Here is a 14,890-nt window from a genome sequence, read left to right on the forward strand (position 1 = left end):
GTCAAATCTAGTACCGGATAAAAAATAAACGATCGTTTGAAACAAATGATTGATAATTGTATGCCAATAGGTCATTTGTATGTAACAAACTTGTAGCTAACTCAATAATTTTACGTTAACTTGATAATCGTTAAGGACTAACATAAGTCCTTGTTGGTCGCATGATTGGACTATTGTGACCAATTCTTGGGGAAAACAAAATTATTAAAACAAGATTTGGGGAAAAAAAGATGAAAAGACTCATTTTGGGTGTTGCAATAACATCTGCTCTTGGCTTAACGGCTTGTGGTGGTGACAGCTTTAACGAAGCAAAAGACAATGCTGAACCGTTAGTGCCGTTGTCACACGTTCAGTTTGATCCTGCTAATAGCTTATTACCATTACCAAACGATTTACTCTTCAGTGGTACTACTGATGGGACACTCGCTATACCTGACGAAGAAGACGGTGATTACACAAACCCTCAAATTGCACTAGGCGCATTAGACGGATGGTCAACTAGCTCACCAATTTCAATAACAATGGAGTTAGCAGACGATTTAGAAGGTAATGCATTAACACTTGATGCGGCTTCAGTTTTCCAACCTGGTGCCGTTCGTGTATTTGAAGCAACTGTTGGTGGTGCGTTATCAAGTGATGCAGAGTGCACCTCCGTACCATCAGTTTCAGCCTGTAAAGTCGGTGACGAACTTCAGTTTGGTGTTGATTTCGTCTCTAAAGCATCAGGAAATAAAGTCGCCATAGTACCGATTAAGCCATTAAAAGCGGGTCAGTCTTATATATATGCGACTACAGATCTCATTCAAGACTCGTTAGGTCGTGGTATTGCAGCGTCGACTACCTATGGCCTGTTAAAGTTAGACTTCGAAACACAACAATTAGAAACAGCTGACCAAAAAACATTGCAGTATCTGGTTAATAGTTATGAAAAGGGATTGGCTGAAACTCACGGCGTTGACTCTGAATCAATTACTTTCTCAGGTTTGTTCACTACTCAATCAGTAGCGGATGTGTATGAAACTACTAAGTTATTAATGGCTTCTAATGCTGCATATATGCCGGCATTTGCAGCAGCGATAACGCCAACGGGATACACTGTTGCTCAGGCAGCCGGATTAACAGTAGAAGACGGTGCAGCATATGTTGTTGCGGATATGGCTGATCTTTATACTGCCAAAATTAAACTGCCAATCTACGGTGATTGTTCATCAGCAAGCTGTGTTATTCCAATTGTTGATGGTGCGCCAACGGCACCTAATGGCCATTGGTCTGCACAAGGCGATAGCCCAGTATCTGTCTTGTTGGCATTACAATCAGGTACATTAAGCCAAGAAAACTTTATTACCCAAGCTGTTGCTAACGGTGTAGACCCACAAGCAGCGCTTTCTACTCCGACATTACTTGCAGGCAAGCAATGGCTACTTGATGATGGCACTTCGGCAGATCCAACTAAGCATTTGACTAAGTTTAATCCTATTCCAGCGATTAAAGGTTATGAAATTATTCCTGTTCAAATTACCTTGCCTAACGCGGCTAAGTTAGCTGCATTTACAACTGCACAAGGTGGAACATTTGTACCGCCAGCAAGTGGTTGGCCGACAACCATCGCTATGCATGGTTTAGGTGGTGGTAAAGAAATGGCGTTAGCCTATGCAGGTACCTATGCTGCCGCGGGTGTCGCTACCATCGCGATTGATATGCCATTACACGGTGCTCGTTCATATGACGCAAACGATGATGGCACTTATGAGATTTCCGCTACCGCACCTGCATTTGGGCCAGTTGTGGGCACGCCTGATGCGTTCACTAATGGTAATCCATTAGTGTTTGTTAACATTGCCAGTACATTGACTGTCCGTGATAATTTCCGTCAAGCAACCTTAGATCAACTTGGTCTGAGGTTATTATTGACCGGAATGGCACAACAATTAGCCGCAGACGGTGACGATCAAGTATTCGACGTGTCTAAAATCAGTATGCAAGGCCTAAGTTTAGGTGGCATTGTGGGGACGACATTCTCTACTTATGCGAGTACTGGATTAGTTAATCCTATGACTGGTGATGCATTGCCAAATGCTTATGCAATCAATGCAGCGTCGTTAGTCGCACCTGCTGGTGGTTTAGCCGGGGCATTTGCAGGTTCTGCTGCGTTTGGTCCACAGTTATTTGCCAACGTGACAGCATCGAGTACGTTTGCGGCTTTAGTTACAGCAGCAAATACGCCAGGTTATGAAGAAGGTAGTGCTGAATATGCTGCATTAGTTCAAGCTGTGTATGCTGAATTTATTCCGACATTTGCTTTTGCAGTACAAACCGCAATAGATTCTGCAGACCCTTTAAACCATGGCGCAATGCTCGCTGCAACGGAACTTCCTGTTCACGTCATTGAAATTGTTGGCGATGATACAAACTTACCAGACCAAACATTGCCAAACAGTGTTGAAAGTTTCCCTTTGTCGGGTACTGAGCCGTTGATTGCTTCACTAGGTCTTGGGTGTGTTGATGCAACTACGCCTGGTTCTGGAGCTGTACGCTTCTCTAAAGGCCATCACAGTTCGATTGTTAGCCCTGGTGAAGTAGAAGGTGTTACCGATGGTATGGCTACTGCCGCAACGGTTGAAATGCAGTCTCAAGTAGCTGGTTTTGCGAAAACAGCTGGTTTAGACCAAGCAACAATTGTTGTGACTAACAGCGATGTGATTCAAAGCTGTAATTAATCCTTACTAAATTAGTGCACAACTTCTTAAGAAACCCAGCAATTAGCTGGGTTTTTTATTCTCTATTTATCGACTATTGCTGTTAATATACTGCGAGATTGTCATCCCTGTATGGAGCGAGATTTGGAATTTTTATATGAATACGGTCTGTTTTTAGCTAAAGCAGTTACCATTGTTGCCGCTATTTTAGCGGTAGTAGTATTAGTGTTGGCGAGCAGCATGAAAATCAAATCTGATAAAGGTGAGTTAAGACTCACTGATATTTCAGATGAGTTGCTACAGCTCAAGCATCAGTTAAAAGAAGAGTTACTGCCTAAAAAGCAATTTAAAGCTTACGAAAAGCAGGTAAAAGCAGACGAAAAAGCGGCTGAAAAGCAGCAACTAACGACAGGAAAAGTGTTCGTTATTGATTTTAAAGGCAGTATTGATGCGCACGAAGTAGCGTCATTACGTGAAGAAGTGACCGCAATTTTAACCATTGCAGACAAAGACGACCAAGTCTTGGTTAATGTTGAAAGTGGCGGTGGCATGGTGCATGGTTATGGCCTTGCTTCAAGCCAGTTAGATCGTTTACGTCAAGCCAATATTCCGTTGTCAATTTGCATTGATAAAGTAGCCGCTAGTGGTGGTTATATGATGGCGTGTGTGGCTAATAAAGTGTATGCAGCTCCTTTTGCTATTGTTGGATCGATTGGTGTTGTGGCACAAGTGCCTAACTTTAATCGTTTGCTGAAAAAACATGACATTGACTACGAACAACATACAGCAGGTGACTTTAAGCGTACGTTAACCATTTTTGGTGAAAATACCGATGAAGGCAGAGCTAAGTTCCAACAAGAACTCGAAGAAACACATGTATTATTTAAAGAGTTTGTTGGCCGCTATCGTCCTCATATGGACATTACCAAAGTGGCAACAGGTGAACATTGGTATGGTCAACAAGCTATTGATTTAGGTTTAATTGATGAGGTATCTACCAGTGATGATGTGATTTTAACGTTAGTTAAGACCCATCAAGTGATCAAAATAAAATATCAAATGAAGAAAAAACTGGCTGACAAAATTGCCCATGGCGCATCGTTAGCTGTTAATACCGTGATGAATCGTTTAGCTGAGCGTAACCAGTCAGTGTAATGTTACATTATGAGTGATGAGATAGATCAAAAAACGACAGCTTTAGCTGTCGTTTCTTATATAGTAAACCTAAATAGGTTTAGGCTCTATAACTGATGTGTTGATGAAAACGTAAAATAACATCAGCATGTTCTTTATCGATATCAAGTTCATTAGTAAATAGACGTATCGCTTCTTCTACTTGATTCATGAAGCGACCATAACCTTCATCCGTTTCATCACTTTTACCTGCGACAATGACAAATCGAAAAGCATCTACAAGCTTATTGGCATCCCAATGGCAAATAGGTTCAGGCGACTCAGCGTGAGGGTCAAATCCAATCATCTGAAATTCGTTGGTACTGGTTAATTGCTCATACTTACTGTTACGTACAAGTGGTAATTTACCGTTAGCGACAACGGCAACACGCTTTAACTGCTTACTTGCTGTTGCTTTGATAAACTTGTCGCATAAATTTTGATAAACACTTGAAAAGTCAGTGGTATCATTTGCAAGTAATTGCTTTTTAATACGACGTTCTACCGGAATGTTGATGGTGACATAATTGAGCGTACTCACATTTTCTGGTAGCTCACAGTGGCGGCGATGATAACGGCTGTCTACAGCACGCAATTTATATCCGTACGTTTCTTTGAGTCCCTTTGCTTTGGCAAAAAAGTCATAAGAAATATGCTGGTGGTCACGGACTTTAATGGGCACATCTTTAACAGGTAATAACGGTTTTAATTCAGCGATAAATTTTTGCACATGCGAATGGAATTCAGCTGAATTACTACGAAGATCATGACCCGTGGCTAAAAATACTATTCTAAGCTTTCTTGCTCGAAAACCTGCAACGCTATGTAAACTGTTGGCTTCATGATGGGCTGGATTATAAAAAAAGCGTATTTGCTCTTCTGAGTTTAAGCAATAAGCTTCGTTGTGGAAGCGTACCATAGGTAATTTGTCAGTGGTAACAACGTGGACGTTGTACAATTCTTGTTTTTCAGCTAATTGATAAACCAATTTACTGAACTCATCGTAACAAGTTTCTAAATCACTGTAAGCATTAAGATATTCATCGGTTAATGGGAAACCAATGGTAATGTATTGATTTTTACGTGTTGCGGTGGGCAAGTATACTTTTTTTTGACGACTGACGGACATATTATTTCCTTATTGCCTTGGTTGTTGTCTAAAGTTTATCGTTATTTATGGTTATCTAATGTGCTTACTGCATGTCCATTTTAAACATCGCTGATTAAATTAAAATAACTTTCGTTCAGTTTAGTAAATTGTTTTTAACATTTGCAGTTAACATCATATAAATTGAAGTTTTTAATCAGATAATTCTTGGGTGATCCAAGGTAGCATCCATTGCGTAATGCTTGTTTGCGCTTGTTCATTTGGATGAATACCATCACGTTGCATTAAGTTTGTGTCTGTGGCAATTTTTTGCATGAAAAAAGGGATTAACTTAATATTATATTCTTCAGCTAATTGATGATAAGTCTGTGTAAAAGATTTACTGTAACGAGGACCATAATTTGGTGGCACCATAATTTCTGTCAACAAGACTTTTGCACCGTGAGCTGTAGAAATTTCGATGATTTTTGTAAGATTTAATTTCAGTTGATTAGGTGGGAAACCACGTAAACCATCGTTGCCGCCAAGCTCAATGACCACAAGGTCTGGTTGGCTAGACTCCAGTAAATTAGGGAGTCGGCGTAACCCTCCAGCAGTAGTTTCACCACTGACGGAGCCGTTAACAATCTTGTTTTGAGGCAATTCGTTACGGAGTAATTGTACCCAACCTTGGTCTTCTGACATGCCATAGCCTGCACTTAAGCTATCACCTAAGATCAAAACCGTGGCAGCATGGGTAGGCGCGCACATTAATATCAGCGTAAATGCAGTGACTAACATGCGTTTAAGCGACAAAAACAAGAAGGATTGTATGTCTAATAATACTGATCGAAATACCAATGCCATTACGGTAACTAACCTCAATAAAACTGTTGTGACCCAAGAGGGAGAGTTGACTATCCTCAACGGCATTAATATAGAAGTCAAGCAAGGAGACAGTATTGCCATTTTGGGGCCATCAGGTTCTGGTAAGTCAACACTTCTTGGGTTGCTCGCTGCTTTAGACACGCCAACATCTGGTGAAATCGTGCTTGATGGTGTGGCATTGTCTGGTTTGAATGAAGAACAAAAAGCCGCGCTCCGTAAACAAAAAGTCAGTTTTATCTTTCAATCATTTATGTTGGTTGACACATTAACCGCGCTTGAAAACGTGATGTTACCTGCTGAGCTTGCTGGCGTAAAAGACGCCAAACAAAAAGCTCAAGCCATGCTTGAACGTGTTGGCTTGGCGCATCGGTTAAATCATTTACCTAAACAATTGTCTGGTGGTGAGCAACAACGTGTCGCCATCGCTAGAGCTTTTATTTGCGAACCTAAAGTGCTGTTTGCAGATGAGCCAACGGGTAATTTAGACAGTGTCAATGGCGACAAAATTGCTGATATGTTGTTTGCGCTAAACCAAGAAAGCGATACCACCCTGGTTCTAGTGACTCATGATTTACATTTGGCCAGACGCTGCGCTCGTCAATTGGTGATGGAAAATGGCCACTTATCAGAACCCTATGCAGAAGATAACAGTATCATCGAAGATTTAAGCCTTGAACTTGCTGTGGAGGTCAATTAATGGAATGGCAAATTGCTTGGCGTTTATTTAAGCGTGAGCTTGCCCAAGGTCAGTTGATATTAATTGTATTGGCAATTACCTTGGCAGTATTGTCTGTGACTGGGCTTGCGCGGGTTAGCGAGCGATTACAAGTTGCGATTAATGGTGAAGCGGCTAATTTTATTGCCGCCGATCGTATTATCGATTCCCCAGTAGAATTAGACCCCAAAGTCTTAGTGATTGCAGATGAGATTGGTCTTGCTCACGTCACTAATATGCAATTTAACTCGATGGTGTATTCGGGGGAGCAATTTCAGTTAGTTACCGTTAAGGCGGTTGGTGATGGTTATCCATTAAAAGGCGATATAGAACTGAGTAGCGGTACGACGCGATTACTGCCTAAGACTGGTCAAGCGTGGTTTGAAAACCGTTTAGGCGGGTTACTCGGCTATCCTAAAACCATTGAATTGGGTAATAGTGAGTTAGCGCTAACAGAAGAAATTAGTCGTTTACCAGATGCTGGTTTTAATCCATTTGCATCCTCGCCAGTGTTGCTCATCCGTATAGATGATGTGGCGGCGACAGGCATTATTCAGCCGGGTAGTCGAGTTACTTATTTATACCAATTTACCGGTGATGCTGAACAACTGTCGGTATTTGAGCAGCAAGCAAAACCATTGCTTAACAACAGTCAACGCTGGGTGGATGTGCAATCGGGAGATTCACCGATAGCCTCGGCAGTGCAACGTGCTGAGCGCTTTTTGCTACTCGCCAGTTTACTCGGGATTGCCTTAGCATGTGCCGCGATAGGTATTGCTGCACAACGTTACTGCCAGCGTCATTACGATGTTGTTGCTATGCTTAAAACCTTTGGTGCGTCGGGCAAACAAATTCGGGTGCTATTTGGTCTACATCTATCGTTAGTCACTTTATTGGGTATTGCCTTGGGCCTTGTGGGCGGATTATTACTCGATCTTGGCATCACCGCATTTTTACCCTCAGAGATAGCCGCTTATTCACCACCATATTTACGTCCAGTATTATTAGGAGTTAGCACCGGATTGATCAGTGCATTCATGTTTTCGGCTTATCCGTTAATGCGTTTGTTAGCCATTCCGCCTTTAAGAGTATTGCAGCGTCAATTAGAAGGCTTAAAGCTGGGTATGTGGCTCCATTTGTTATTGAGTTTGGCTGCCATGGCATTATTAGGCTATTTATATTCAAGAAGTTTAGCCTTAACCATGACAGTCGTACTTGCGGTGTTGTTATTAGGTTTTTTATTGAGTGTGCTCGGATTTGTGATGATCCGTTTCGGTCATGGAATTGGTATGAAAACCACCAATCCTTTTCAACTGGCATTAGCAGGACTTCGTCGTCGAGCACGCCAAAATGCTGTGCAATTGGTTGGGTTTAGCAGTGCATTAGTGTTGTTATTAACCATTTTAGCGTTACGACAAGACTTACTAAACGAGTGGCAAAAGCAGTTGCCTGAAAATGCGCCAAATTACTTTTTAGTCAATATTGCCCCTGAAGATGCTAAGCCACTCAATGACTTTTTAACCACTAATCATATTAACGCTACCGATATTTATCCTGTGGTTCGTGGCCGTCTCACTCATATTAACGATGAAGAGTTGATATCAGGAAAACAAGCCGATGCAGGTGTTGAAGGGCGAGTGGGCATTTCACGAGAGTTAAATTTAACTTACCGAAAAACCTTACCGCCTAATAATGAGTTGCTTGAAGGCGTGTTTAATCAAGCTGAAGATGATGTGTCGGTTGAGTCTGGTGTTGCTAAGCGGCTAGGGGTAGTGTTGGGTGATAAGTTAACCTACAGCATTGATAACCAACCCTTTTCGGTCAAGGTTGCCAGTATTAGAAAAGTTCAGTGGGAAACCCTACAACCTAACTTTTTCATGATTTTTACTCCTGAAGCATTAGCACCATTTGCTTACACCTCTATGGCCAGTTTCCATCTTAATGATGCGCAATTAGCGGCTGATGGTAGCTTACTGAGTGCCAATCAAGTGGTACTGCAAATAATACAACAATTTCCAACAGTATCGATTATTGATGTCGGAGCAATGGTCGAACAATTGCGGCAAATTATCGATCAAGTGTCGTTGTCATTATCATTGGTGTTGGTACTAGTGTTATTGGCCAGTGCCTTAGTATTGATTGCGCAAACTGAAGCCGGTATGGCGACTCGGCAGCGAGAGCTCGCGGTACTGCGTACTTTTGGTGCATCTGGTTGGTTATTGCGTGCGTCGACTGGGTTTGAATTTGCTTTACTTGGTGCTATTGCTGGTTTACTGGCTGTCATCGTGGCTGAGTTTGCTTTATATATGCTTAAAACCCAAGTGTTTGAGCTGGTGGTTTATATGCATTGGCCTTGGTGGGGCATAACTCCAATTGCCGGCGCGTTAATTGTGTCGACGCTTGGCGTATGGCGATGCCGTCAATTACTCAATAAATCGTGCAGTGACATGCTCAAAGAGGGTTAAAGCAAACCCTAAGGGTTTGTTAATAATAAGGGAGATACACAGTTATCTCCCTTATTATATTATCTGGTTATTTTAGATGTATGTTAAGTTTTAGAATAAACCAAACTATCCATTTCACCTCCTTGTTTAAATCCAATTAAATACATTATTTAGCGTGAGTATGTGATGCGTCTTGATCGATTTGTAGTGAAAAGTACTGAATTAACTCAACAGCAGGCCATTGAGTTAATTCATCAAGCTAAGATTTACATTAATAATGTCGCTGTGGTGGATGAAGCCATCCAAGTACACGAAAATAATGATATTCAATTAGACGGTCAAAAGTTGGTAACTCGACCTTTTCGTTATATTTTAATCAATAAACCCGCCAATACTCTTTGTTCTAATGCGGATGGTGTATATCCGTCATTGTTTTCGCTATTAGATGTAGATCGACTATCCGAGCTGCATATTGCTGGACGTTTAGATGCTGATACCACTGGATTAGTGTTAATTACCGATGATGGCCGCTGGACATTTTCTATCACTTCACCTTCTAAAAAGTGCAATAAAGTCTACCGAGTAACGTTGGTCAAACCGATAGCTGTAGATGCTGCTGAGCGCTTTTTACAAGGCATTGCCTTACAAGGGGAACAAGGGCTAACGCTACCTGCACAATTAAAGGTTTTAGCACCACAAGAAGTATTACTTACGTTAACGGAAGGCAAGTTTCATCAAGTTAAGCGCATGTTTGCTGCTATCGGCAATAAAGTGGTGTCACTTCATCGACAAAGTATAGGTACTGTGAATCTTGATGTTGAGTTAGGAGATTGGCGTTATTTAACGACAGATGAAATTCAATCTTTTTTATAGAAACCGTTTCATCAGCAGAGGCTAGAGGAACAAAAGTCGATGACGTTTAAGTTTTACATTGAGTTATAAATATTGCTGATTTTGATAACTTAAAATTATCAAACACCTGTTATTATATTCAACAAATAGGCTAATCGCATCCAGAGGAAACCATGTTAAATCAGCAATGGTTAACTACATTTATTAAGTTAGTCGAAGTCGGACATTTCACTCATACGGCTGAGCAATTATTTATGACTCAGCCAGGCGTGAGTCAACATATTAAAAAGCTCGAGCAACAAGTTGGGGTTGCTTTGATATATCGAGTGGGTAAAAGCTTTGAATTGACCGAAGCCGGAATTCATTTGCACCAACAAGCCTTGATTTGGCAGCAACAGCAGCAACAACTGTTGTCGCAAATAGCGGTAGATGATGTCTATGTTGGGGATTGCCGTATTGCGTGTTCTGGTTCGATGGCATTGTTACTGTATCCGCACTTAATCGATTACCAGTTGCCGCATAAACAATTACAAATATCTTTAGAGGCAGCACCCAATAAACGTATTATCGACAGTGTGTTGGCCAATCAAGTCGATATAGGCATCATTACTCAAGCCGTTCACATGGACGACCTAATGTTAATACCATTAGGTCAACAAGCATTGTGTATTGTGATGCCAAAATCCTATCAAGATAAGTTAGTCGACTTTGACCAGTTAATGATGTTAGGGATGGTTTCCCACCCTGATGCAATGCATTATTGGCTACAAATAGTCAGTCATTATTTTAACGATAAGCAAGCCGCTGCCCAGCAGGTACCCATACGCAGTTACGTTAACCAATTACATCAAATATTAGTGCCGGTAGCGAAAGGGTTAGCTTTTGCGGTATTACCGCAGTTTGCTGTGGACAGTTTTGCTAAGCCACAACACATTTGCGTAGCGAAGCTTATTGGGGCAAAGGAGATAAAGCAGGGCGTAAACGAGCCATTATTGTTAATCCATAAGAAACACCGGCCATTGGCCCAGCGTTACCAACCGATTATTGAGACGATTAAACAGCTAATCTAGCCTCGGCTGGAGGGTCGATAACACTCAATAATAATGGCTGGTGCTAACTGACAATGTTATTGAGTGCGGTTTCGATATCTGTGTAGATAAATTCATAACCTGCCGCAAGAGCTCTTGTAGGGAAGACAAATTGCCCTTCGGTGAGCAATTGTGACATTTCACCCATAGCCAGTCTAAGTGCTAAAGGCGGTGTGGTGATTTTAGCGGGGCGATTGAGCACTTTTCCTAAGGTCTGAGAGAACTCTTCATTACTCACTGGGTTAGGTGCCGTTGCATTAAACACGCCTTGTAAATCATTGTGGCTAAGTAGATAGTTAATCAGTCCCAGTAAGTCGTCCATATGAATCCAGCTCATACCTTGTTCGCCACTGCCAATAGGTCCACCTAGTCCGAGCTTAAAGGGCGGAAGCATTTTGGCTAATGCCCCCCCTTTTTTGCCAAGCACAATACCGATACGAGTAATGCACACACGGGTTTGTTGTGATTGGGCTTGCAGTGCAAGGTCTTCCCACTGTTGACAAATATCATGACTAAATTCGGCATGGAAACCACTGGATTCATCAACGGGTGTTTTATCTTGCCGCCCATAATAACCAATTGCAGAAGCACTAATAAAAGTATGCGGTGGTGTGGTGCTTTTACTCATGAGTTGAGTTAACTCTGCCGTGATGTTGCAACGACTTTCGGATATTATTATTTTTTGTTTGTTGGTCCAGCGCTTACTGACTATGGGTTCGCCTGCAAGGTTGATTACAGCATCAATACCGTTAAGGTGTGGCTTATCGGTTAAGGTTTGCCAGTATTCATGGTGGCTGCCGAGAATGTTTTTAGCGTCGCTAACGTTACGCGTTAAAATAACCAGTTGGTGATCGGTAAGCGATTTAACGAGTTGCTTGCCAACAAAACCTGTTGCGCCAGTGATTAATATTTTCATGCAAACTCCCCTTTATTTTCTATCTGAATATACGACGGTTAGCATAGAAATGATCACAAATTGTCGGAAACATAACTGTTATTGCGTTTTTTGGTAGCATAACTCCATCGACACAGAATCTGCGAAGCGCAGTGCATGGGGCTTATCAATTTCGACACTGGCAAATTCAACCCAATCATGTTCGCTGGCAATAGCAAGGGCTTGACTGGTTAAGTTCTCGAGTAAAGAAAAACGATTATTTTCTATCAAGGCAATGATTTTTTTAGTTATAGTGCGATAATTCAATGCATCTTCTACATTGTTACTATCACGTGCTTTGTCTGCACAATAATGGATAACCACGTTAATGATGACATCTTGTTGATTATTGATTTCGTCATCTTTAATGCCGATAAAAGTACGTAAACGTAAATTTTTAATGCGTATAATGGCGGTTTCTGGTTTCATATGATGTCAGTGGGTCCTAAAAAGTCATTGTAAGCTCATATTGCCATCAACTGATATGTGAATCGACAATAATTTTAACTTAGTTTGCAATATGTTACTGATTTTAGCTTAGCATATCGAAGCATTTAAATAAGCAACAATAAGGATTTTCGCCCTATGAAAGGAATACAACAACCCTCAATGGCTGTGCGCAGTTTTGTGGTAATGGCTTGTGTTGTGGTTATTTTAGCTGGGATTAAAACGGCTAGCCCTATTGTGGTGCCATTTGTGTTATCTGCATTTTTAGCGGTCATTTGTAATCCTGCCATCATGTTGATGACGCGATATCATATCCCTAAATGGCTGTCGATTATTTTACTCATGGGATTTATTGTATTAATGGGACTGTGGCTGGCCAGTTTAGTGGGTAGTTCGGTGACAGAGTTTTCCAAACAAATGCCAGTATACCGCGAGCAATTGATTGAGCAATTTGCATGGATCCTTGAAAAACTCCAAGACTTTAATATTCAGATTTCAAAACAAAAAGTGCTCGACTACTTTGACCCTGGCATGGCGTTATCCATGACCACCAACATGTTGTCTGGTGTCGGCAATGTAATGGCCAATTTATTTCTGATCATTTTGACAATCGTGTTTATGTTATTTGAAGCTCAATCTATGCCTCGAAAGTTTCACTTAGCACTAGATGCTCCTGACAAGCGTTTAAAGCAAATCGACAAATTTTTGCAGTCGGTTAATCAATATATGGTGATTAAAACGCTCGTTAGTTTGGCTACTGGGGTGGTTATTGGCGTTGGCTTAACCATTATCGGCGTTGATTATGCCTTGTTGTGGGCCGTAGTTGCTTTTCTGTTTAACTATATTCCTAATATTGGTTCTATTATTGCGGCAATTCCTGCAGTGTTATTGGCCTTTATTCAAATGGGCCCCGGTGCTGCGGGTATTACCGGTTTACTGTATGTCGGTACCAATATGGTGATGGGTAATGTAATTGAACCGCGCTTTATGGGGCGAGGCTTAGGCTTGTCTACCTTGGTGGTATTTTTATCATTAATTTTTTGGGGCTGGCTGCTTGGTTCTGTTGGAATGCTGTTGTCAGTACCTTTAACTATGATTGTTAAAATCGGTCTTGAATCGAGCGAGTCGGGCAATTGGCTTGCTATTTTATTGTCAGATGTTGGTGATGACTTGCCCGTTGAAGAAGCCAATAGTGTTAAAGCTGAAGCCGAAGTGGCGGTTGAAGAGCAATGCAATAGTGACGATGGCCATTATGTTAATAATGATGAAAAAAATGAGCTAGATAGTGGTGCTGATAATGATACTAACGTGGATAATGATGCTAAAACCAAGTCATCAACCACCGATGTATAACCCAATTAATTGTATTTAGTTAAGAGAGAGTATGAAAGGTTTTTTACAACTAGTCCCCACTTTAACATTCGGTGATGATGTTTGCCGGTTATTCCATGGTCGTGGTGGTTTATATGTGGGCGATGAACACCTGTGTTTAGATTGGTATAAGCCAGTATTATTGCTCACCAGTTTTAAGATGCTCGAAACCGAGCAACTGGATGAATTAGTGATTGCAATAAAGGCACTTTGGCTGCAACAACGCCCAAATGAGCCTCTCAATTTAGTCTACCAATACCGTCAAGGTGGGCAAACATTCAGTGATTTATTGTATGGAGAAGTGCCTGAACCGCATATCGTCAGCGAAAATGGTGCACGTTTTTTAGTGCATTTATTACGCGGACAAAACCACGGTTTATTTTTAGATATGGCCAATGGTCGAGGATGGGTAAAGCAACATGCAAAGCATAAAAAAGTGCTTAACCTATTTGCTTATACATGTGGCTTTTCTGTGGTTGCTTTACAAGGCGGTGCTGATGAAGTGGTCAACATGGACATGAGTAAAGGTGCGTTAAGCATTGGTAAGCAAAACCATGTATTAAACGACTTACCTGCAGGAGCCCGTTATTTAGGTCACGATATTTTCAAATCTTGGGGTAAGCTAACCAAGCTTGGACCTTATGACTTGATTGTGGCTGATCCACCCAGTAATCAGCGCGGCAGCTTTGTTGCGACTAAAGATTATGAGCGTTTATTGAAACGTCTACCTGACTTGCTTGCTCCTCAAGGTGAAGTGTTGCTGTGCTTAAATGCTCCAGAGCTTGGTTGTGATTTTTTAATGCAACAAGTTGCGAGCACTGCTCCACAATTAACTTATATAGAGCGAATTGCCAATCCGTCAGTTTTTGCTGATGTTGATGAGCAAAAATCGTTAAAGGTATTGCGTTACCGCTTAAGCTAATTTATGAGTGTTTTACATAAAACCGATAGTCAATGGCTGTCGGTTTTTTTTGTGGTAATAAAAATACTATCGTTTAATTTCGCTCAACAATTAATCAACATGAGTTTTGGGCAAGTTAACTTTTTGTGACTTATACTTTATGTTAGTAAAGGGTGATATTTATCAAGAAATCGTTAAATATTCCTTTATTTAATCGATATTTAAGCTTGTAAATCATGATCTAGCTAATGATTTATTTAAATTGATGATCTAGATCATATTAACCTCGGTTTA

12 protein-coding genes are annotated in these 14,890 nt (G+C 41.1%); 8 read left to right on the forward strand and 4 right to left on the reverse strand.

The genetic code is table 11. The features are described 5' to 3' along the window. Positions 1–230 precede the first annotated feature (230 nt). On the forward strand, positions 231–2,717 hold the full coding sequence (locus ABIS04_RS06660) for a VolA/Pla-1 family phospholipase (RefSeq protein WP_350432959.1): 2,487 nt from the start codon (positions 231–233) through the stop codon (positions 2,715–2,717). Positions 2,718–2,840: 123 nt separating this feature from the next. After that, a complete protein-coding gene (sohB, locus tag ABIS04_RS06665) occupies positions 2,841–3,851 on the forward strand; it encodes a protease SohB (protein WP_167495991.1) in 1,011 nt (336 codons plus the stop codon). 79 nt (positions 3,852–3,930) lie between these two features. Here the strand turns inward: sohB and ABIS04_RS06670 are convergent, their stop codons facing one another. After that, positions 3,931–4,998 (reverse strand): DUF3083 family protein, encoded by a 1,068-nt coding sequence (locus tag ABIS04_RS06670; RefSeq protein ID WP_350432960.1) that lies wholly within the window; start codon positions 4,996–4,998, stop codon positions 3,931–3,933. A gap of 171 nt (positions 4,999–5,169) precedes the next feature. Continuing rightward, positions 5,170–5,727 carry an arylesterase gene (locus tag ABIS04_RS06675; RefSeq protein ID WP_350433398.1) on the reverse strand — a complete coding sequence of 186 codons (558 nt, stop codon included), beginning with the start codon at positions 5,725–5,727 and terminating at the stop codon, positions 5,170–5,172. A gap of 61 nt (positions 5,728–5,788) precedes the next feature. On the opposite strand from ABIS04_RS06675, the gene ABIS04_RS06680 reads away from it, so the two are divergent. The 4 genes from ABIS04_RS06680 (at position 5,789) to ABIS04_RS06695 (ending at position 10,925) form a co-directional block, all read left to right on the forward strand. After that, positions 5,789–6,541: an ABC transporter ATP-binding protein gene (locus ABIS04_RS06680; protein ID WP_137221531.1), complete on the forward strand. Its 753-nt coding sequence runs from the start codon at positions 5,789–5,791 to the stop codon at positions 6,539–6,541. Then, positions 6,541–9,024, forward strand: coding sequence for an FtsX-like permease family protein (locus ABIS04_RS06685; RefSeq protein ID WP_350432961.1), 2,484 nt, complete (start codon positions 6,541–6,543; stop codon positions 9,022–9,024). The genes ABIS04_RS06680 and ABIS04_RS06685 overlap by 1 nt, the downstream gene beginning before the upstream one ends. 165 nt (positions 9,025–9,189) lie before the next feature. Then, on the forward strand, positions 9,190–9,876 hold the full coding sequence (locus ABIS04_RS06690; RefSeq protein ID WP_350432962.1) for a pseudouridine synthase: 687 nt from the start codon (positions 9,190–9,192) through the stop codon (positions 9,874–9,876). Positions 9,877–10,028: 152 nt separating this feature from the next. Then, entirely contained in the window at positions 10,029–10,925 is an 897-nt protein-coding gene (locus tag ABIS04_RS06695; RefSeq protein ID WP_350432963.1) for a LysR family transcriptional regulator, read from the forward strand. 43 nt (positions 10,926–10,968) lie between these two features. Here the strand turns inward: ABIS04_RS06695 and ABIS04_RS06700 are convergent, their stop codons facing one another. Together ABIS04_RS06700 and folX are read right to left on the reverse strand one after the other, a co-directional pair. Beyond that, positions 10,969–11,859: a TIGR01777 family oxidoreductase gene (locus ABIS04_RS06700; protein WP_350432964.1), complete on the reverse strand. Its 891-nt coding sequence runs from the start codon at positions 11,857–11,859 to the stop codon at positions 10,969–10,971. A 78-nt stretch (positions 11,860–11,937) separates the two neighbouring features. Continuing rightward, positions 11,938–12,306 (reverse strand): dihydroneopterin triphosphate 2'-epimerase, encoded by a 369-nt coding sequence (folX, locus tag ABIS04_RS06705; protein WP_350432965.1) that lies wholly within the window; start codon positions 12,304–12,306, stop codon positions 11,938–11,940. A gap of 156 nt (positions 12,307–12,462) precedes the next feature. Between folX and ABIS04_RS06710 the strand changes: the two genes are divergently transcribed. Together ABIS04_RS06710 and ABIS04_RS06715 are read left to right on the forward strand one after the other, a co-directional pair. Continuing rightward, positions 12,463–13,677 carry an AI-2E family transporter gene (locus tag ABIS04_RS06710; protein WP_350432966.1) on the forward strand — a complete coding sequence of 405 codons (1,215 nt, stop codon included), beginning with the start codon at positions 12,463–12,465 and terminating at the stop codon, positions 13,675–13,677. 31 nt (positions 13,678–13,708) lie between these two features. Continuing rightward, a complete protein-coding gene (locus ABIS04_RS06715; RefSeq protein ID WP_350432967.1) occupies positions 13,709–14,617 on the forward strand; it encodes a class I SAM-dependent methyltransferase in 909 nt (302 codons plus the stop codon). The last annotated feature ends 273 nt before the right edge of the window (positions 14,618–14,890 follow it).

The sequence above is a fragment of the Shewanella sp. H8 genome (assembly GCF_040285065.1).
Taxonomy (GTDB): Bacteria; Pseudomonadota; Gammaproteobacteria; order Enterobacterales; family Shewanellaceae; genus Shewanella; species Shewanella polaris.